This window comes from Micromonospora pisi (assembly GCF_003633685.1).
Lineage (GTDB): Bacteria > Actinomycetota > Actinomycetes > Mycobacteriales > Micromonosporaceae > Micromonospora_G > Micromonospora_G pisi.
The window spans coordinates 799,559-818,690 of sequence record NZ_RBKT01000001.1; the positions used below are offsets into that span (position 1 = coordinate 799,559).

Genomic DNA, 19,132 nt, shown 5'->3' on the forward strand with positions numbered 1-19,132 from the left:
TGGTTGGCCGGGCAGGCGATTCCGTTCAGCGGGCGCGCTGGCGTGCAACGGTTCGACAAGGGGTCTCGGCCGCCGATCGGCCGCAGGCGGCGAGACTGCACCAGCGGCGCAACCCGGTCTCGTCCAGGAAGAGCCAGCCACACCGGCGGTCGGGGCAGGCCCGGACGGTGAGCCGACGCGGGTCACCCAGCAACTCGGCCGCGCTCCACGCCACCGCGTGCACCGGCACCCGAAGGCCGGCCGCGAGGTTCGGCCGCCACCGTCCACCGCCGTCCACGTCGCGGCTGAACACGAGCGTCTTCGCGGCCGCCTCCGCGAACCGCGCCACGGCGTCGAACGCCCGCCGGTCACCCTGGTCGGTCAGGCAGGCATACAACCTGGTACGCAGCACCCGGGCCTCGTCGAGCACAGCGGCGGCCCGATCGGGGTCACGCCGGGCGAGCGCCACGAGTCGGCTCACCGCGACGTCGTCGACGAGTCCCACGTACCCCGTCCACACCGCCAGGGTGCGGTAACCACGCAGCCATTCCGAACCAGGCAACGGCGGATCCTGTCCCCAGCCGGCGAGGGTGTTGCAGAACTCCAAGGCCGGATGACCCCCGACGTTCCACGGCAGAACCTCGTCACGCACCCGCACCTCGTACACGGGCTGACCTGGCCGGTCGAGTCGATGGTCCGCACGAAGGATCCGCCGGTGCACCTCGCGCAGCTTCGCCCCCGGCTCGACTCCGATGTCGTCCACCAGCCGGCGCCGGGTCACCTGGTAGAGCAGTAACGCGTCGGCTTGCCGGGCACCCCGGTACAGGGCGGTCATGAGCGTGGCAACGAGCTGTTCCCGGATCGGGAACTGCCTGACCAGCGAGGTCAGGTCACCGACCACCTGAGTGTGCATCCCCAGTGCGAGCTGTGCCTCGGCTCGCAGTTCGATGCCGGTGAGTCGGAGTTCGTCGAGCGGACCGCACAGCCGTTCCCGCAGTTCATCCTCGGCGGTATCGGCAAGCAGCGGACCACGCCAGAGGGCCAGCGCCCGGTCGAGCAGACGTACCCGTTCGGTGGGATCGGTGACCACGCCCGCCTGGGACACGAGCCGGTCGAACTCCTCGACGTCCACCCGGTGCCCCTCCCCCTCCAGCACGTACCCGTCCCCCCGGGTACTGATCCGCACCCCGTACGGCACCAGCGACGCGCGCAGCCGGCCGATGTACGTGTGGATCGCGCCACGCGACGAGCCTGGTGGGTGACCGTTCCAGAGCAGCTCGATGAGCCGGTCGGTGGTGACCAGACGGCCCACGTCGAGCAGGAGGAGCGCGAGGACGCACCGCTCCTGGCGCCGGCTGCCGACCTCTACGACGTGACCATCCTGGCGGGCCTCGAAAGGTCCGAGCAGTCGGAATTCCATAACAGACTGACCACCTGGGCCCGGCCGACGGTTGCCCTCCCAGAGCCGTCATCAGTGGGACGCCGCCCCCGACGGTCGGCACACGGTCACCGCGGCGGGTGGATACCCATGGTCGGCGATCAGACGATCTGTGGCGCCCGGGACTCGTGGCACGGTTCGAGCGAGATGTACGCGGACAGCGCGCGGAGGAAGTCGGGCGCGTCGAAGATCTTTCCGGCGGAGGCGACCCCGCTCGTCCTCGTCCGACTGGCGAGAATGCGATGGACCGCCTCGACCGCCAGCGGCGCGCTGATGGCGTAGATGTCCTGACCGCTGGCGACGACACGTCGTCGCCTGTCACCCGAGCGCACGATGACATCGACGGTGAACGTCTGCGCTGACCGGCCAAGCTCGTCGACCGCGGTCGGTGCGGGTGTGTCTGGAGCGGTCAGGTCCTTGGCCGCGCCGGCGGTCATGTACGTGCGCACCTCGGGGATGGACAGGTGACTGGGAACGGTGACGACGTCGGCCATCGTGAACTCGCCGAGTACGGTCCGGCGACCCGTCGGAGCGGGGAAATCCCATTCCAGGGTCGGCAGGGCGCTCTCGTCGAGGTGATACTCCAGCCGGCCACCGGTGTAGCGGACACGTCGGCCATCGCGCCGTTCCCGGGAGACGGTGCCGGAGGCGAGGGTCCCCGCCGTGGGGTGCCAACTGCTGAGTCCGTACGCGACGTGCGCCTCGTCGGCCGCCGTCCAATCGCCCATTGCCGTCGTGACCAGCAGGTCGCCGAGTCCGCCGAAGAAGGCCATCGCCGGGACCACCGCGACGCCCGCGGCCTGAGCGCGGTCGGTGAAGCGCGCGAACGTGTCGAGGTTGGCCTCGATCTCGGCCGCCACGTCCACGTACGGGACCCCGGCGCGCAGGGCAGCCTCGATCACCGGGGCTGCGGTCGAGGCGAACGGCCCGGCACAGTTGACGATCGCGGCGGCGCCCTTGAGTGCCTGGTCGAGCGAGGCTGGCTCGTCGACCGACGCCACCCGGTATTCGAGCCCCGGATGCGATGCCGCCAACGCCCGGAGCTTGCCCTCGTCACGACCGAGGAGAAGCGGTACAAACCCGCACACGCGCAACTGCGTCACCACGAACCGCCCAGTGTGTCCGTACGCGCCGAACACCGCCACAGTCTGCCCCGAACTCATCCGCAGTTCCTCCCGCTCCTCGAAAGATCGGCTGAAGAGATCGTGTCAGCAGCGGCCGAGCGGGAATAGTGTCTGGAACGCCATGCCCCATACAATTTCGGACATGGCCACAATCGCGCTCGCCGCCATCGACGGGATGCTGCACTTCGAGCTCGCCATGGCCGCCGAGATCTTCGTCCGCGATCCCTCCGGCCTGGCAGACCCGTGGTACGACCTCGTGGTCTGCGGCCCGGGCCCGGTTCGGATCGGCAGATTCCAGCTGGAACCTGACAACGGATTGGACCGGCTCGCTCGCGCCGACACCGTGATCGTCCCTGCCGTGGAAGACATCGACGCGGACGTACCACCCGACCTGCTTGACGCCGTCCGCGCGGCCCACGAGGCGGGCGCTCGGATGGTCTCGCTGTGCACCGGTGCGTTTGTGCTGGCCGCCGCCGGGGTGCTGGACGGGCTGCGCGCGACCACGCACTGGGCGCACACCGAGGCGCTAGCCGCCCGCTATCCCCGGGTGACGGTCGAGCCGGACGTGCTCTATGTCGACAACGGCAACGTACTCGCCTCTGCCGGCAAAGCCGCCGCGATCGACCTGTGCCTGCACCTCATCCGCCGCGACCACGGCTCGACGGTCGCCAACGCCGTCGCCCGCCGCCTGGTAGTGCCTCCGCATCGCGCCGGTGGCCAGGCCCAGTTCGTCACCACTCCGGTGCCCGCCCACGACGACCATCCCCTTGCCAACCTGTTTCCATGGGCGATGGAACGGCTCGACCGTCCGCTGACCGTGGAGGACCTGGCTCGCCAGGCGAATATGAGCTCACGCAACCTGGCCCGCCACTTCAAGTCGGCAACGGGCACCTCGCCGCTGCGGTGGCTGTCAACGCAACGGATCCGCCGAGCTCAGGAGCTGCTGGAGAAGACCGACAACAGCATCGACGCCATCGCTCGGGCGGCCGGCATGGGCACCGCCACGACGCTGCGCCGACAATTCAACCGCACCGTCGGTGTCCCTCCGGACGCCTACCGTCGCACCTTCCGCAGCGACCGGCCCTAATCAGAATCGTGACCACCATCCCGTCGGCGGCCTGACAGCTTTGCGGCGTCGCAATTGCCGGCCCTCGGCGGCGAGCCTCCGCAGCACCCGGAACCTGGACCGGGTACGACCTCGACACGCCGCCCTTACGCGTTTGGGGGTGAAACAAGTTTGGGCCACCCCGTAAAGGGGTGGCCCAAACTAGAAAATTGTCCGGCGGCGTCCTACTCTCCCACACCCTCCCGAGTGCAGTACCATCGGCGCTGGAGGGCTTAGCTTCCGGGTTCGGAATGTAACCGGGCGTTTCCCCACCGCTATAACCGCCGTAACACTATCGACTTAACAAACAACCCAACAGGGTCTTGTTCGCTTGTCGGGAATCACACAGTGGACGCGTAGCACCTTAGTAATCAAGTCCTCGGCCTATTAGTACCGGTCAACTCAACCCGTTACCGAGCTTACATCTCCGGCCTATCAACCCAGTAGTCTAGCTGGGGGCCTTACCCCATTTGCATGGGTGGGATACCTCATCTTGAAGCGAGCTTCCCGCTTAGATGCTTTCAGCGGTTATCCCTTCCGAACGTAGCCAACCAGCCGTGCCCCTGGCGGGACAACTGGCACACCAGAGGTTCGTCCGTCCCGGTCCTCTCGTACTAGGGACAGCCCTTCTCAAGTATCCTACGCGCACGGCGGATAGGGACCGAACTGTCTCACGACGTTCTAAACCCAGCTCGCGTACCGCTTTAATGGGCGAACAGCCCAACCCTTGGGACCTGCTACAGCCCCAGGATGCGACGAGCCGACATCGAGGTGCCAAACCATCCCGTCGATATGGACTCTTGGGGAAGATCAGCCTGTTATCCCCGGGGTACCTTTTATCCGTTGAGCGACACCGCTTCCACTCGCAAGTGCCGGATCACTAGTCCCGACTTTCGTCCCTGCTCGACCTGTCAGTCTCACAGTCAAGCTCCCTTGTGTACTTGCACTCAACACCTGATTGCCAACCAGGCTGAGGGAACCTTTGGGCGCCTCCGTTACATTTTAGGAGGCAACCGCCCCAGTTAAACTACCCACCAGACACTGTCCCTGAACCGGATCACGGTCCGAAGTTAGATACCCAAATCAACCAGAGTGGTATTTCAAGATTGCCTCCACCCATACTGGCGTATGGACTTCACCGGCTCCCACCTATCCTACACAAGCTAATTCGAGTACCAATGTCAAGCTATAGTAAAGGTCCCGGGGTCTTTCCGTCCTGCCGCGCGTAACGAGCATCTTTACTCGTAATGCAATTTCGCCGGGCCTGTGGTTGAGACAGTGGGGAAGTCGTTACGCCATTCGTGCAGGTCGGAACTTACCCGACAAGGAATTTCGCTACCTTAGGATGGTTATAGTTACCACCGCCGTTTACTGGCGCTTAAGTTCTCAGCTTCGCCCCCGAAAGAGCTAACCGGTCCCCTTAACGTTCCAGCACCGGGCAGGCGTCAGTCCATATACATCGAATTACTTCTTCGCATGGACCTGTGTTTTTAGTAAACAGTCGCTTCCCCCTGCTCTCTGCGGCCATACAACGCTCCACCCGCAAGGGGCTTCACGTCTCCGGCCCCCCTTCTCCCTAAGTTACGGGGGCAATTTGCCGAGTTCCTTAACCACAGTTCGCCCGATCGCCTCGGTATTCTCTACCTGACCACCTGTGTCGGTTTGGGGTACGGGCCGCTAAGAACTCGCTAGAGGCTTTTCTCGGCAGCATAGGATCACTGACTTCACCTGAATCGGCTCGGCATCACGTCTCAGCCACATGCGTCGCGGATTTGCCTACGACACGGCCTACACGCTTACCCCGGCACAACCACCGGCCGGGCTCAGCTACCTTCCTGCGTCACCCCATCGCTTGACTACTACCCACCAGGTTCCCAGAATCAACCGCATCAACCCGAAGGCATCAACGACATCAAATGGTTAGCACAATGAGGTTCACCACGGACGCTCTTTCGCGGGTACGGGAATATCAACCCGTTGTCCATCGACTACGCCTCTCGGCCTCGCCTTAGGTCCCGACTCACCCAGGGCGGATTAGCCTGGCCCTGGAACCCTTGGTCATCCGGCGGAAGGGTTTCTCACCCTTCTTTCGCTACTCATGCCTGCATTCTCACTCGTGCCGCGTCCACAACTGGATCACTCCGCTGCTTCACCCGCGGCACGACGCTCCCCTACCCATCCACACACCTGCACACACCCCAAAAGGAGCATGCGAAGTCACATGTGAATGCCACAGCTTCGGCGGTGTACTTGAGCCCCGCTACATTGTCGGCGCGGAACCACTTGACCAGTGAGCTATTACGCACTCTTTAAAGGGTGGCTGCTTCTAAGCCAACCTCCTGGTTGTCTATGCGACCCCACATCCTTTTCCACTTAGCACACGCTTAGGGGCCTTAGCTGGTGATCTGGGCTGTTTCCCTCTCGACTACGAAGCTTATCCCCCGCAGTCTCACTGCCGCGCTCTCACTTACCGGCATTCGGAGTTTGGCTGATTTCGGTAAGCTTGTGGGCCCCCTAGACCATCCAGTGCTCTACCTCCGGCAAGAAACACGCGACGCTGCACCTAAATGCATTTCGGGGAGAACCAGCTATCACGGAGTTTGATTGGCCTTTCACCCCTAACCACAGGTCATCCCCCAACTTTTCAACGTTGGTGGGTTCGGCCCTCCACGCGGTCTTACCCACGCTTCAGCCTGCCCATGGCTAGATCACTCCGCTTCGGGTCTAGGACACGCGACTGAACGCCCTATTCAGACTCGCTTTCGCTACGGCTACCCCACACGGGTTAACCTCGCCACATGCCACTAACTCGCAGGCTCATTCTTCAAAAGGCACGCCGTCACCCCTAAAGGCTCCGACGGATTGTAGGCGAACGGTTTCAGGTACTATTTCACTCCCCTCCCGGGGTACTTTTCACCATTCCCTCACGGTACTTGTCCGCTATCGGTCACCAGGAAGTATTTAGGCTTACCAGGTGGTCCTGGCAGATTCACGGCAGATTACAGGGGTCCGCCGCTACTCGGGAACATCCACAGAAGACCAGCCACTTTCACCTACCGGACTCTCACCGTCTACGGTTGGCTTTCCCACACCATTCGGCTAGCAACTGGTTTTATAACTTCTCGACCCAATGTCAGTTGAATCAGCAGAGTCCCACAACCCCAACCACGCAACCCCTGACAGGTATCACACGCAGCCGGTTTAGCCTCAATCCGCTTTCGCTCGCCACTACTCACGGAATCACATTTTGTTTTCTCTTCCTACGGGTACTGAGATGTTTCACTTCCCCGCGTTCCCTCCATACACCCTATGTGTTCAGGTGCAGGTGACAGCACATGACTGCTGCCGGGTTCCCCCATTCGGACACCCTGGGATCACAGCTTGGTTGACAGCTCCCCCAGGCCTATCGCGGCCTCCCACGTCCTTCATCGGCTCCTGGTGCCAAGGCATCCACCGTTCGCCCTTGACAACTTGACCACAAAGATGCTCGCGTCCACTGTGCAATTCTCAACAAACGACCAACCCACAACCCACAACCACCACACCAAACCCCACCACCAGAAAACCTGGCTCCGGAGATCCGTTTGCGATGACAGGCCATGCCTGGCAACCCGAAACAACAAACACACGTGTTTGTTCCTTCAGGACCCAACAGGGTGCTCATCATCCACCACCAGCCGCACCACCAACACACGTTCCCACCACAACCCCAAAGGATCGCAGCTGTACTAGCAGTCGAATGGCCGTTGCCGGCAACAAACTCACCAGTGTCTCCGCCATCGAGCACCCCACCACCACATTCGGATGATGCGGGCTCCTAACCCACTTTCGCGGGCAGGTGCTCCTTAGAAAGGAGGTGATCCAGCCGCACCTTCCGGTACGGCTACCTTGTTACGACTTCGTCCCAATCGCCAGCCCCACCTTCGACGGCTCCCTCCACAAGGGTTGGGCCACCGGCTTCGGGTGTTGCCGACTTTCGTGACGTGACGGGCGGTGTGTACAAGGCCCGGGAACGTATTCACCGCAGCGTTGCTGATCTGCGATTACTAGCGACTCCGACTTCACGGGGTCGAGTTGCAGACCCCGATCCGAACTGAGACCGGCTTTTTGGGATTCGCTCCACCTCACGGTATCGCAGCCCATTGTACCGGCCATTGTAGCATGCGTGAAGCCCTGGACATAAGGGGCATGATGACTTGACGTCATCCCCACCTTCCTCCGAGTTGACCCCGGCAGTCTTCGATGAGTCCCCGCCATAACGCGCTGGCAACATCGAACGAGGGTTGCGCTCGTTGCGGGACTTAACCCAACATCTCACGACACGAGCTGACGACAGCCATGCACCACCTGTGAACGGCCCCGAAGGACCCGACATCTCTGCCGGATTTCCGCCCATGTCAAACCCAGGTAAGGTTCTTCGCGTTGCATCGAATTAATCCGCATGCTCCGCCGCTTGTGCGGGCCCCCGTCAATTCCTTTGAGTTTTAGCCTTGCGGCCGTACTCCCCAGGCGGGGCGCTTAATGCGTTAGCTGCGGCACAGAGAACCGGAGAGGTCCCCCACACCTAGCGCCCAACGTTTACAGCGTGGACTACCAGGGTATCTAATCCTGTTCGCTCCCCACGCTTTCGCTCCTCAGCGTCAGTATCGGCCCAGAGACCCGCCTTCGCCACCGGTGTTCCTCCTGATATCTGCGCATTTCACCGCTACACCAGGAATTCCAGTCTCCCCTACCGAACTCTAGCCTGCCCGTATCGGCTGCAAGCCCGCAGTTGAGCCGCGGGATTTCACAGTCGACGCGACAAGCCGCCTACGAGCTCTTTACGCCCAATAAATCCGGACAACGCTCGCACCCTACGTCTTACCGCGGCTGCTGGCACGTAGTTGGCCGGTGCTTCTTCTGCAGGTACCGTCACTCTCGCTTCGTCCCTGCTGAAAGAGGTTTACAACCCGAAGGCCGTCATCCCTCACGCGGCGTCGCTGCATCAGGCTTCCGCCCATTGTGCAATATTCCCCACTGCTGCCTCCCGTAGGAGTCTGGGCCGTGTCTCAGTCCCAGTGTGGCCGGTCGCCCTCTCAGGCCGGCTACCCGTCGTCGCCTTGGTAGGCCATTACCCCACCAACAAGCTGATAGGCCGCGAGTCCATCCCAAGCCGAAAAAACTTTCCACCCCCAGCCATGCGGCCAGAAGTCATATTCGGTATTAGCCCCCGTTTCCGAGGGTTATCCCAAAGCCTAGGGCAGGTTACTCACGTGTTACTCACCCGTTCGCCGCTCGAGTACCCCGAAGGGCCTTTCCGCTCGACTTGCATGTGTTAAGCACGCCGCCAGCGTTCGTCCTGAGCCAGGATCAAACTCTCCAACAAAAATCTGTGGAAAAAATGTCCCGGCAACAAAAAAGTTGCCAAAGGAATCCAAACCAACAAACCAATCCCGAAAGAAAGGCAAGCCGGCCCGGGTATAAATCATAATTGGCACTGGCTTATCAAGCACCCTGTTGAGTTCTCAAAGAACAACCACACACCAGACCACAAACCCCAACCAAGGGGCCCACAACCCGGGGCTTCTATTCCCACTTCCATTCACACCCGGCGTTCCCGCCCGGCGCTTTTACTACGCTACCCGGTCGTTTCCGCCGAGTCAAACCGGTGTTTCCCGGTTTGTCATCACCACCCGATTCAAACCACAACCGGGCCCTCCCTAACGCACACAGCAACCTACACCATGCCCGATCAAGAGGATTCGCAGGCCGTCCGTATCCCCCGGTGTTTCCCAGTGGATCTTGTCCGGTGCCCCGCTGACTCCGAAAAAGTTACCGGATGACCGGATCAACTCCAAATCGATCAACGCAACTGGGTTTCGAACCGAAGGCCGGACAAAGTCGCGGGCGTGGGGTCGAGGCCGCCATCGGGCAGCGGACGATGCCCCGGCGGCGATGGTCGTCGGACCGCCGGCCTGCACGGGCCGGCTTGAACGCCACTCCGTACGCCTCCGCTCGCCGAGCAGGACTCAGGACACGGTGGGGGTGTCGTCGATGGGGCGGTACTTCATGAGGACGACTCCGGAGGCGAAGGGCTCGGCGGAGAGCAGCCCCAGCCGTACGGGCGGTTGGTTGCCGTCGAAGAGGGCCTTGCCCCGGCAAAGGAAGAGAGGATGGACCAGGAGATGGAACTCGTCGACGAGTCGGAGATCGACGAGGGATCGGATCACTCCGAGGCTGCCGTAGATCACGACGTTCCCGCCGGAACCACGTTTGATCTCACCGATCTCGCCGGGGTCGATGCGCTCGAGTCTGCGGGTGTTCCGCCACGGTGCGGTATTCCCGGAAGCGGACACGACGATCTTTTCCAGGTCGTCGACCCGTCGGGCGTACCTCCTCACCTCGTCAGGTTCGTCAGGGTTCCCGGCGGCCTGCGGCCAGTAGCCGGCAAAATCGGCGTGCGTGATCCGACCCAGCATCAGACTGCCGGCGTTCTCCACCAGGTCCTGCTCGTACCTCTGAACCTGCTCGTCGATCAGCAGCCAGTCCATCTCGTCCCGGGGGCCGGCAACATAGCCGTCAAGGCTGATCCACATCGAAACGACAATCTTGCGCATCTCTGGTCCTCCGTCATGGTGTGTTGATCCTCTGCGCCCTGGTGGATCCACCGCTCGACCCGGGCGGTTGCCCCCTGCCGACCAGGCCCTCCACCGACCAGGCCCTGCTGTACCGGCTACCGTCCACCGAAGGCGGCCCGGACAGGTTCGGGTGTCAGCTCCGGGAACCGCTCCTGGAAGTCGAGGACTCCGACCCAGGTGGGGCGCAGACCGATCCGCACCATCCGCAGGCCGGGCTTGTCGATCGCCTCCAGGTAGGCGTTGCCCGCCTCGTCACCCATCCCCGCACGCTGCATCTCGGCGTACTCGGGCAGGATGCCCTCGACCTCGGCCAGGGTGACCCTCCCGCGCAGCATGAGCACCTGCGGAGGCCGGTCGGCGGTATCGATGGAGATGGCCACGTCTGGCCGGGCCCGCAGGTCGCGAATCTTGTACGTGCCGGCGAACGCGCCGACGACCACCTCTTCACCGGTCCAGAGGAAGTTCATCGGGATCAAGCGCGGCGTGCCGTCGTACCCGCTGTAGGCCAGGCGCGCCAGCAGCGGTGCGGCGAGCAGACGCTGCGCCACGGGGCTGTTCAGCAGCGTCACGTCGCCCTGCCTCGGGCTCGCCGCTTGGCTGTTGGAAAGGCTCATGCACGTCACGCTAAGGCATTCACTCCTATAGAACAAGCACAACTCCTGAATTAGGATCTGGGTATCCTGAGGTCATGAGCGGCCTGCGTAGCTATGGGGACCCGTGCGGTGTGGCGCGCGGACTGGATGTCATCGGAGAGCGGTGGGCGGCACTGGTGGTGCGGGACCTCCTGCTCGGCCCGAAGCGTTTCAACGACCTACTCGGCGGCCTGCCCGGCGTGAGCCCGAACGTGCTCAGCCAGCGGCTACGCGAGTTGACCGAGCACGGTGTGGTGCAGCGGCGGGAGATGGGCGCCCCGACGCGGGTCCGCCTCTACGAGCTCACCGATTGGGGCCGCGCGCTGGAGCCCCTCCTCCTACAGCTCGGACGTTGGGGAAGCCAGGCTCCACCGCTACCCGAGGGCGCCCTCGGCGTCGACTCCCTGCTGCTCAGCATCAAGGCGGGCTTCGATCCGGCGCAAGCCGCGGAGCTACGCGGCGTGTACGAGTTCCACGTCGACGCCGACACCTACCTCGCCGAAGTCGGCGACGATTCGGTTCAGATCCGTCGCGACACGGCACCCGGGCGGCCCGATGCGACGCTGACCACCGACATCGACACCCTCCGGGCCGTCTGCGACCACCAGATCACCCTGGATGCGGCACTGGACTCGGGGAAGCTGCGCCTGAGCGGCGACAAGCACGCCACCCGGCGCCTCACCGACCTTCTCCTGGCGCCGTTCACGCCCCCGCCTCAGCCCGCCGCCGGGGCGTGAGCCCAGAAGACCCAACCGCCACGTGTACGCCGGCTCGTCGGCGCCGAGGTGTGTGGCGTTGAACGGTCAGGGCGTCAGCCGTGTCACCAGGTACCAGCAGTTCGTGGGCATCCTCGGCGTGCCTGCCGGAGCCAATCTCTACTGCTGATCCGCGGTCGGGCCTCGTCCACCGCCACTGTGCGGACGAGGCCCGGCAAGTGGGCGACCTCGGCCGATGCCGCCCGACTCGCGGCGCACGACCATCGACCTGCTGGACCACCGAGGCGAGGACCCGCATCACGCCACGTCGATCACGACCTTTCCGGTACTGGTGCCGTTCGCCACGACGGCGTGCGCGTCGGCGACGGTGGCCAGAGTGAACCGCCGGGGGTCGAGGAGAGGCTTCAGCCCACCCGCGTCAGCCAGGGCACCGGCCTTGCGCAGAATCTCCCCGTGGTGCTCGCGTCCCCGACCGGTCAGCATCGGCAGCAGGGTGAAGACGCCGGAGTAGCTGGCGCCACGGAACGACAGCGGCGCGAGGCTGTGGGTGCCCCAGCCGAGCGCGCTGACGACGTGGCCGGTGTAGGTGCGGACTGCGGTGAAGGACAGGTCGAGGGTGGCACCACCGATGGTGTCGAAGACGACGTCGAACCCCTCGCCGCCGGTGTGCTCGGCGACGTAGTCCTCGACCGGGGTGGTGGTGTAGTCGATCGGAATGGCCCCGAGGCTCGTGATGGTCTCCAGGTTCCGGGTCGATCCGGTGGCGAAGACCTCGGCTCCCCGGGCGCGGGCGATCTGGACGGCCATCTGTCCGACCCCGCCGGCCCCGCCGTGGACCAGCACCCGCTGCCCGGCGCCCACCTGCGCCCGGTCCACCAGCGCCTCCCAGCTGGTGATAACGGCGAGTGGCGCAACAGCGGCCTCCCGCAGGCTCAGCGACTCCGGTTTGGGCGCGAGCAACCGGGCGTCGACGGCCACGTACTCGGCCAGCGATCCCTGAAGATCACCGATGCCGCCAGTCAGCCCGTACACCTCGTCACCGCGAGCGAAGCCGGTGACCTCCGGGCCGACCTCCGCCACGACACCGGCCAGGTCCATGCCGAGTACGGCCGGCAGTTGGCTCCGCGCGTGTGCGGCCTTTCCCGCGCGGATCTTGGTGTCCAGCGGGTTGACACCGCTGGCAGCTACCCGAACCAGTACCTGTCCGGGGCCGGGTGCGGGTTTCTCGATCTCCTCCAGGACCAGCGGGCCGCCGAATTCCCTGAGCAGTACGCCGCGCATGGCGCTTACCTCTTCTTCGAGTTCTGAATGGTCGATCTACGGGTATTGAGCCGTGCCGGGGACGCTCGGGGTCAGGACGCCTGGGTGACCAACGACCGGACGGCAGCCTTCGCCTCGTCCACCACCGCCCGGTCCTGCAGCAGCCGACCGGAGGCCAACGCGCCGTCGATCAGGAGCCCTATCTGCCGGGCGAGTGCGACCGGGTCGGCCGTGCCGGTTCGCCTGGTCAACTCCGTGAGCCACGCCTGCCGGCGCTCGACGTGACGAATGGTGATCGCACGGGCCTCCGAGTCCAACGGTGCCTCGACCGCCGCGCTGACGAAGGGGCAACCGAAAAAGCCGTGCCGGTCGAAGGCGTCCAGGAGCGCGTCGAAGAGCCCGACCAGTTGGTCCGCCGGCCGGTCACCGGAGCGCGCCGCGGCTGCCTGCAGTTGGGCCATCCATGAGTCGTCGGTCCGCCGCAGGTAGGCGGCGACCAACTCGTCCTTGGTACGGAAATGTACGTACAGCGTCGACTTGGCCACCCCGGACTCGGCGATGACCTGATCGATACCGACGCCCCGCAGCCCGTTTGCGTAGAACAGCTCCCCTGCGGTGCGCAGGATGCGCTCCTCGGTGTTGGTCTTCCTCGTTCTCGTGGCCATGACCCCTCCCTTAATCGAACAGACTAGTCCGTTCGATTAAGGGCGACAACGTGGCCGCCGCCACGAAACCAGAAGCCTCCAGCCACCGGCCCGACCCACCCGGTCGGCTGCGGCTGGAGGCGCGTCAAGGTCTGTTCCTGGTGCGTCTGGCCGGTCGCACCGGGCCACCTCGACATGGTTTGATCAACACCTCCATCTATCCAGTTAGTCGGCTAGGCTGCCCGGATGATTCGAGACGCGCAGGCGACCCAGCAGCGGCTCCTCGCCGCGGCTGCGGACGAGTTTTCGGCGTACGGAATCGCAGGGGCCCGGGTGGACCGGATCGCCACGGCCGCGAAGAGCAACAAAGCGCAGATCTACCACTACTTCGGCAGCAAGGAGCGGCTGTTCGACGCCGTGCTGGACGCGATCGTGAGGCGGACGGCGGGCGAGGTGCCGATCGACGTGAACGACCTACCCGGCTACGCGGGGCGGCTGTTCGACCGCTACGAGGACGATCCCCGGATCGCCCGGCTCGCCACCTGGTACCGCCTTGAGCGGCCGGGCGAACCCGAACAGATCAAAGTGCTGTCGGACACCATCCGCGACGAACTCCAGCAGATCCGCCGAGCCCAGGAGGACGGGACCCTGCCGGCCCGGTACCGACCGGCCGACCTGCTGAACCTCGTACTGCACCTGTCGTTCCTGTGGGCATCCGTGTTCCCTGAGCTGAAGGACCAGTTCGCGAAGGTCTCCCGAGCGCACCGCCGACGCATCCTCACCGAAGCGGTCAAAGCACTACTGACACCGGACGACGAGTCGGTAGACGGTGGCCAGGACCAGCAGGCGGCGCTCTCCTAGCCCCTCCCGGTGAACGGTCCGGCGATCGGCTCCTTCGCTCACCAGGGCCTCGCGCCACCACCGGCGATGCCGTACCGAAGGCGCGTCCCTCCCTCGGGCGACACACTGGCGCGGCCGCACCTCGTCCGTTCGGTCAGTTGCGGGGCCAGACCCGGACCGGCACGTGGGGAAACGCCGCTGTGAGGAAGTGTTCGGTGAAGCGGTCGCGTAGGAGACAGTCCGGCCAGTTGCCCAGTACTTCGGGCAGGGTGCGGTGGCCGATACTGAGCTGGAGCAGAGCGCCGGGCGGGATGGCGGCGTGGGTACGTGGGTCGGTGGACGGGCTGACGGCGCCGGGTATGGCCGTCACTGCGGTCAGCTCACCGTCGGTGAACTCCAGCCGGGCGGCGTGGCCGTACGTGTCGATGGTCAGCGCTGGCTCGGGCCATCGCAGTTCGGCTGTGTGCCAGCGATTTCGCAGCAGCGGTTGTAGCCGGGCGAGCAGGTCGACCGGGTTGCCGGTGCGGACGTACCACCCTCTGGGCCGCTTCACTACCCCGGGCGGGCCGAGGCGGGCCAGCGGGTGGTTCGGGTCGAGGATGGGGCGGACCGCCGCGAACGGCCTGTCCGCCGATGCCTCGTACTGCCGGCCGACCTGGTTCAGGTGTGCGTGCATGGCGGCGGCGGCCTGCGGCCAGTCGGCCGGTCGCTCGCAGGCCGCCGCGACCACGATCAGTTCGCCGGCGGCGGAGAGCCGGGCACCGTGAACCAGGTAGCCCCGCACGTCGGCGCCGTGCACCAGGACGGCGACCTCCCGCCGGGCGATATCCGCCGGACGGCGCCCGGCGATCTCGTACCGCCACACCTCGGCGTCCCTCGCGCAGACCAGGGCATTTACGTCAGCGAGCCGCTGATCGATGTCGGCCAGGGCGTCCGCGTCCGCGACGGTGGCGGGGCGGACCATCGGGCCGCTGGAGGAGCCGTCCGACCGGTCCTGCCCGATGGCCGGCAGCGCGGTGACCGGTACCAACGCGGCACCGTCGTTGGCCAGGGCGTAGTCGTAGCCGAGCCGCCGGTAGAAGTACGGGATTCCCTCGATGATCTGGACCGGCACACCGTCGACCGCGTACCGCTGGTGCAGCGCGGCGAACAGCCGTTCGGTGAGCCGGTTCCCGCGGTGCTCCGACGCGGTGCCGACCAGTTCTACCTGGGCTACCGGCAGTCGGACTCCGGCCAGGCACCAGTCCTGCCGCAGCCCCACGAGGCTGGCCACCGGCCGGCCGGTGGCGGAGTCCTCGGCGACCAGGAAATCGTCGGGCGCGACCGAGGGATGGCCGTCCAGCAGGTCTTCGACCCACGCGGCGATGCCGGGGTGCGGTTGCCCGTTGGTCACCGTCTGAAGCTGGACCGATGCGTGCAGGCGAGCGAGTTCGACGGCGTCGCAGGCTCGGCCCGGCCGGATCACGTAGCGGTCGTTTTCCCTTGTCATACCTTGTCTCCTAGGTGGCGTGGCGGCCGGAGTCCTTGATCTGAGCGTCGAGCCGTCGTCGGCAGGCCGGGGGTCGGCTGCTTACCTGGAGCGGGAATTCGGTGTGATGGCGAGTGCGGCGGCGGCGGCAACCACGGCGACGACCGCGCCGGTCGTGAAGCCGCGGGCGAAGCCGTCGGTGCCGGTGCCGGCGAGGCTGACGGCGGCGACACTGGAGGCGACGGCTGCGCCGAGTGAGGCACCGAATTCGTGGAAGGTGCTGACGATTCCGGAGGCGAGGCCAGCTTCGTGTGCGGCCACCTGTCCCAGTGCGGTGGCGGAGGCGACGACGAACAGGGACCCGGTGCCGGCAGCCGCGACCGTCATGCCGACCACCATGGGGGCGGCCCCATCCCAGATCGCGGGGATGGCCAGGCCGGCGGCGGCAACGAGCAGCCCGGCCACCGCCAGGGTGCGGGGTCCGGTGCGGCCGATGACGCGCCCCGCCGCATTGGCGCCGAGCATGGTGGAGAGCGCGATGGGCAGGAAGAGCAGGCCCGCGGTCAGTGCGCCGTAGCCATAGTGTTCCTGTAGGGCGAACGTGCCGAGGAAGAACATCATGATCATGAGTGCGGTGGCAACGAGGATCAGCAAGGTGCCGGTCGCCACGGGCCTGCGGGTCAGCAGCCGCACGTTCATGAGCGGATTTGCGGCCAGGCGCTGACGCGCCATGAACCCGGCGTACAGGACCGCCGATGTCGCCAGTAGCGCGGCGGTGGTCCAGGTGAACCAGCCGTGGTCTCCGGCCCTGATGAGCGCGTAGATCAGGGTCGCTGTCGCAGCGGTCACCAGGGCCGCGCCGGGAACATCGAGGGCGGCCCTGGTCGCGACCGCCGGCTGCGCCGGCAGGTACGAGCGGAGCGCGAACAGCAGCACCAGACCGACCGGGACGTTGATGAAGAAGATCCATGTCCAACCTGGTCCGGCGGTGAGGACTCCGCCGAGCAGGACGCCGAGTGCGGCGCCGCTGCCGCCCAGCGCGGACCAGATGCCGAGGGCACGGTTGCGTTCGTCGCCGTCGAAGATCGTGACGATGAGCGACAGTGCCGCCGGGGACAACATGGCGGCGGCCATGCCCTGCGCGACCCGACCGGACAGGAGCATCGGTCCAGAGGTGGCCAGTCCCGCGGTCAAGGATGCCGCCGCGAACAGCAGCAGACCGGCCAGGACGAGCCGGCGGGCTCCGAACAGGTCGGCGGCGCGACCTCCGAGCAGCAGTAGCCCACCGAACGCGAGGGTGTAGCCGCTGACCACCCAGGTGAGGGTTTCCCGCCGCAAGTCGAGGTCTGCGCCCATGTGCGGCAGAGCGATCGCCACGACGGTCACATCAAGGATGAGCATGAGTTGCGCGACGCCGACCAGCCCCAGGATCCGCCAGCGTCGCGGATCAGGGCTACGGGTCGGAGTGGTTGCGGTCATGGACTCGGACACGAGTTCGCCTCCGAACTAAGTCATACAACGGGTGTTCAACTTATGTCGGGGGTACTGTAACTCGTACATCCAGTGTTTGACTTAAGGAAGTTGCATGTCTCACTCCCCTGCCCGATCTGGACGCCGGGCGGACGCGCGGCAGAACGCCGAAAAGATCGTGCAAGCGGCCGTCGCCTGCCTCGGGCGCAACGCCGAGGCGAGCATGAACGACATCGCGCGGGAGGCAGGGGTCGGCAGGGTGACCCTGTACGGGCACTTCCCGTCCCGAGAGGCCCTGGTCGAAGCCGCGTTAATCCGACTGCTCGCCCAAGGGAATGAGGTACTGAAGGCCGTCGACCTCACCGGCGACCCCCGCGACGGGCTACGGGCACTCGTGGAATCCGGCTGGCTGCTGATCGCCCAGGCGGCCTCGGTCCTACAGGCGGCACAGACGGCGCTGCCATCCGGCCGCGTTCAGGAACTGCACGCCAAACCCGAGCAGCGGGTTCATGACCTGATCCGCCGCGGCCAGGCCGAACGCGTGTTCCGGGTCGACATTCCGGCCGACCTGCTCGCCAGCGTCCTGCACCACATCCTGCACGGCGCGGCCACGGACGTGGTGGCCGGACGGCTCGATCCGACCGATGCGCCACGTTTCGTCGCTGAGATGGCCTTGGCTGTCTGCGCGGTCCCACCTGCCACCCTCGGCACTGACTGAACCTACAAGGTGGTTGCATGGTCGAACCATCTGGTTGTACGGTCGAACCATGCAGAGTGGGGAGGTCGACGCCGCACAGGAGGCCCTGATGCGGTTCGTCCGCAACTTCGGCCTCCACCAGCCCGACCGCACCCCGTGCGGGCAGCCGCTACCGGTCTCCGAGGCGCACGCCATGGTGGAGATCGCCCGCGAGGGGCGGATCCGCCAGGTCGAGCTGGCCCGCCGGTTGCGGTTGGAGAAGAGCACCGTCAGCCGCCTGGTCACCAACCTGGTCAGCCGTGGTTGGTTGTACCGGGAGGCGGCCGACGGTGATGGCCGCGGCGTTCTGCTGGTGCTCACCGACGCAGGCGCCACCGCTGCCGCCCGGCAGGCCGACGCCCGCCGGAACCGGCTCACCGCCCTCCTCGATCGCGTACCCGATGACCAACGCGCCGCGGTGGTGCGCGCGCTTCAGATCCTCGCGGAGGCCACTGTTGAACCGTCTTGACAGCTCCCGGACCCGTCGAGCCCTGCTCCTGGTCGCCGCCGCCGCGCTGAGCAGCGGCTGCGCCGACAACCCGGCGGCGTCGATGCCAACACCCGCGACCTCCGGCCGACAGGCCGAGGTCGCCGAGCGGGGCGCCTCCGTCATGCCATTCGACCTGGAACGCACCACCCACCAGTTCACCAGAACCGACACCGGCGGCGTGCAGACCGTGGTCGCAGACGCCCCTCAGGACACCGCCCAGGTAACCCTCATCCGGCAACACCTCGCCGCGGAGGTGGACCGCTTCCGGCGCGGCGACTTCACCGACCCCGGCCGCATCCACGGCAACGAGATGCCCGGCCTCGAAGCGCTACGTGCCCACGGCGGGCGGATCACCATCGACTACGAACCCACCCCCGACGGGGGACGCGTCACCTACACCACCAGCGACGCCGAGCTTCGCAACGCCCTGCACCACTGGTTCGACGCCCAAGTCAGCGACCACGGCCAGCACGCCACCCGCTAGACACCAAAATCAGAGGGGCCCCAGACCCGACCGCACGCCACCCGGCGCGGCAGGTCACGCCGGGTGGCGACGCACTTTCGGTGGACGGAAGCCGCGACAGGGGTCGGGGTCGCCGCCCCCGGCCACTGT

General features: G+C 65.7%; 14 protein-coding genes and 3 rRNA genes. 6 read left to right on the plus strand and 11 right to left on the minus strand.

Going from position 1 to position 19,132, the window contains the following annotated elements:
• Positions 1-25: 25 nt before the first annotated feature.
• Complete coding sequence (locus BDK92_RS03305; protein ID WP_121154461.1) at positions 26-1,399, minus strand: BTAD domain-containing putative transcriptional regulator; 1,374 nt, start codon at positions 1,397-1,399, stop codon at positions 26-28.
• Between the two features lie 119 nt (positions 1,400-1,518).
• Positions 1,519-2,580, minus strand: coding sequence for a saccharopine dehydrogenase family protein (locus BDK92_RS03310; RefSeq protein WP_121154463.1), 1,062 nt, complete (start codon positions 2,578-2,580; stop codon positions 1,519-1,521).
• Positions 2,581-2,683: 103 nt separating this feature from the next.
• On the opposite strand from BDK92_RS03310, the gene BDK92_RS03315 reads away from it, so the two are divergent.
• Positions 2,684-3,628, plus strand: a complete 945-nt coding sequence (locus BDK92_RS03315) for a helix-turn-helix domain-containing protein (RefSeq protein WP_121154465.1) — start codon at positions 2,684-2,686, stop codon at positions 3,626-3,628.
• Between the two features lie 190 nt (positions 3,629-3,818).
• On the opposite strand, the gene rrf is transcribed toward BDK92_RS03315, so the two are convergent.
• The 5 genes from rrf to BDK92_RS03340 all read right to left on the minus strand — a co-directional run bounded on the left by rrf (position 3,819) and on the right by BDK92_RS03340 (position 10,877).
• Positions 3,819-3,935: ribosomal RNA gene (gene rrf / locus BDK92_RS03320) — 5S ribosomal RNA — on the minus strand.
• Between the two features lie 78 nt (positions 3,936-4,013).
• A 23S ribosomal RNA gene (locus BDK92_RS03325) occupies positions 4,014-7,123 on the minus strand.
• Positions 7,124-7,495: 372 nt separating this feature from the next.
• A 16S ribosomal RNA gene (locus tag BDK92_RS03330) occupies positions 7,496-9,011 on the minus strand.
• The 16S, 23S and 5S rRNA genes sit together here, the layout of an rRNA operon.
• Positions 9,012-9,654: 643 nt before the next feature.
• Positions 9,655-10,242 (minus strand): dihydrofolate reductase family protein, encoded by a 588-nt coding sequence (locus BDK92_RS03335; RefSeq protein ID WP_121154467.1) that lies wholly within the window; start codon positions 10,240-10,242, stop codon positions 9,655-9,657.
• Positions 10,243-10,358: 116 nt separating this feature from the next.
• Positions 10,359-10,877: a pyridoxamine 5'-phosphate oxidase family protein gene (locus tag BDK92_RS03340; protein WP_121154469.1), complete on the minus strand. Its 519-nt coding sequence runs from the start codon at positions 10,875-10,877 to the stop codon at positions 10,359-10,361.
• A gap of 74 nt (positions 10,878-10,951) precedes the next feature.
• On the opposite strand from BDK92_RS03340, the gene BDK92_RS03345 reads away from it, so the two are divergent.
• On the plus strand, positions 10,952-11,632 hold the full coding sequence (locus BDK92_RS03345) for a winged helix-turn-helix transcriptional regulator (protein WP_121154471.1): 681 nt from the start codon (positions 10,952-10,954) through the stop codon (positions 11,630-11,632).
• Positions 11,633-11,908: 276 nt separating this feature from the next.
• Here the strand turns inward: BDK92_RS03345 and BDK92_RS03350 are convergent, their stop codons facing one another.
• Both BDK92_RS03350 and BDK92_RS03355 read right to left on the minus strand, forming a co-directional pair.
• The gene (locus tag BDK92_RS03350) at positions 11,909-12,892 is read right to left on the minus strand and encodes a zinc-dependent alcohol dehydrogenase family protein (RefSeq protein ID WP_121154473.1); all 984 of its coding nucleotides are present in this window, start codon (positions 12,890-12,892) and stop codon (positions 11,909-11,911) included.
• Between the two features lie 71 nt (positions 12,893-12,963).
• The gene (locus tag BDK92_RS03355; RefSeq protein WP_121154475.1) at positions 12,964-13,536 is read right to left on the minus strand and encodes a TetR/AcrR family transcriptional regulator; all 573 of its coding nucleotides are present in this window, start codon (positions 13,534-13,536) and stop codon (positions 12,964-12,966) included.
• A 225-nt stretch (positions 13,537-13,761) separates the two neighbouring features.
• Between BDK92_RS03355 and BDK92_RS03360 the strand changes: the two genes are divergently transcribed.
• A complete protein-coding gene (locus BDK92_RS03360) occupies positions 13,762-14,376 on the plus strand; it encodes a TetR/AcrR family transcriptional regulator (RefSeq protein WP_121154477.1) in 615 nt (204 codons plus the stop codon).
• A 133-nt stretch (positions 14,377-14,509) separates the two neighbouring features.
• Here BDK92_RS03360 and BDK92_RS03365 read toward each other — a convergent pair whose 3' ends face one another.
• The gene (locus BDK92_RS03365) at positions 14,510-15,844 is read right to left on the minus strand and encodes a GNAT family N-acetyltransferase (protein ID WP_121154479.1); all 1,335 of its coding nucleotides are present in this window, start codon (positions 15,842-15,844) and stop codon (positions 14,510-14,512) included.
• A gap of 81 nt (positions 15,845-15,925) precedes the next feature.
• Positions 15,926-17,314 (minus strand): MFS transporter, encoded by a 1,389-nt coding sequence (locus BDK92_RS03370; protein ID WP_211349041.1) that lies wholly within the window; start codon positions 17,312-17,314, stop codon positions 15,926-15,928.
• Between the two features lie 94 nt (positions 17,315-17,408).
• On the opposite strand from BDK92_RS03370, the gene BDK92_RS03375 reads away from it, so the two are divergent.
• Genes BDK92_RS03375 through BDK92_RS03385 form a run of 3 tightly spaced genes read left to right on the plus strand, consistent with a single transcriptional unit; the run spans position 17,409 to position 19,003 of the window.
• Positions 17,409-18,011: a TetR/AcrR family transcriptional regulator gene (locus BDK92_RS03375; RefSeq protein ID WP_121154483.1), complete on the plus strand. Its 603-nt coding sequence runs from the start codon at positions 17,409-17,411 to the stop codon at positions 18,009-18,011.
• Between the two features lie 49 nt (positions 18,012-18,060).
• A complete protein-coding gene (locus BDK92_RS03380) occupies positions 18,061-18,498 on the plus strand; it encodes a MarR family winged helix-turn-helix transcriptional regulator (protein ID WP_121154485.1) in 438 nt (145 codons plus the stop codon).
• Positions 18,485-19,003, plus strand: a complete 519-nt coding sequence (locus tag BDK92_RS03385) for an aspartate carbamoyltransferase (protein ID WP_121154487.1) — start codon at positions 18,485-18,487, stop codon at positions 19,001-19,003. Before BDK92_RS03380 ends, BDK92_RS03385 begins: the two co-directional genes overlap by 14 nt.
• Positions 19,004-19,132 lie beyond the last annotated feature (129 nt).

Bases quoted from the DNA above. Each gene is read 5' to 3' on its own strand.
- BDK92_RS03305 (WP_121154461.1), bottom strand. From the start codon at position 1,399: ATGGAATTCCGACTGCTCGGACCTTTCGAGGCCCGCCAGGATGGTCAC.
- BDK92_RS03310 (WP_121154463.1), bottom strand. From the start codon at position 2,580: ATGAGTTCGGGGCAGACTGTGGCGGTGTTCGGCGCGTACGGACACACT.
- BDK92_RS03315 (WP_121154465.1), top strand. From the start codon at position 2,684: ATGGCCACAATCGCGCTCGCCGCCATCGACGGGATGCTGCACTTCGAG.
- BDK92_RS03335 (WP_121154467.1), bottom strand. From the start codon at position 10,242: ATGCGCAAGATTGTCGTTTCGATGTGGATCAGCCTTGACGGCTATGTT.
- BDK92_RS03340 (WP_121154469.1), bottom strand. From the start codon at position 10,877: ATGAGCCTTTCCAACAGCCAAGCGGCGAGCCCGAGGCAGGGCGACGTG.
- BDK92_RS03345 (WP_121154471.1), top strand. From the start codon at position 10,952: ATGAGCGGCCTGCGTAGCTATGGGGACCCGTGCGGTGTGGCGCGCGGA.
- BDK92_RS03350 (WP_121154473.1), bottom strand. From the start codon at position 12,892: ATGCGCGGCGTACTGCTCAGGGAATTCGGCGGCCCGCTGGTCCTGGAG.
- BDK92_RS03355 (WP_121154475.1), bottom strand. From the start codon at position 13,536: ATGGCCACGAGAACGAGGAAGACCAACACCGAGGAGCGCATCCTGCGC.
- BDK92_RS03360 (WP_121154477.1), top strand. From the start codon at position 13,762: ATGATTCGAGACGCGCAGGCGACCCAGCAGCGGCTCCTCGCCGCGGCT.
- BDK92_RS03365 (WP_121154479.1), bottom strand. From the start codon at position 15,844: ATGACAAGGGAAAACGACCGCTACGTGATCCGGCCGGGCCGAGCCTGC.
- BDK92_RS03375 (WP_121154483.1), top strand. From the start codon at position 17,409: ATGTCTCACTCCCCTGCCCGATCTGGACGCCGGGCGGACGCGCGGCAG.
- BDK92_RS03380 (WP_121154485.1), top strand. From the start codon at position 18,061: ATGCAGAGTGGGGAGGTCGACGCCGCACAGGAGGCCCTGATGCGGTTC.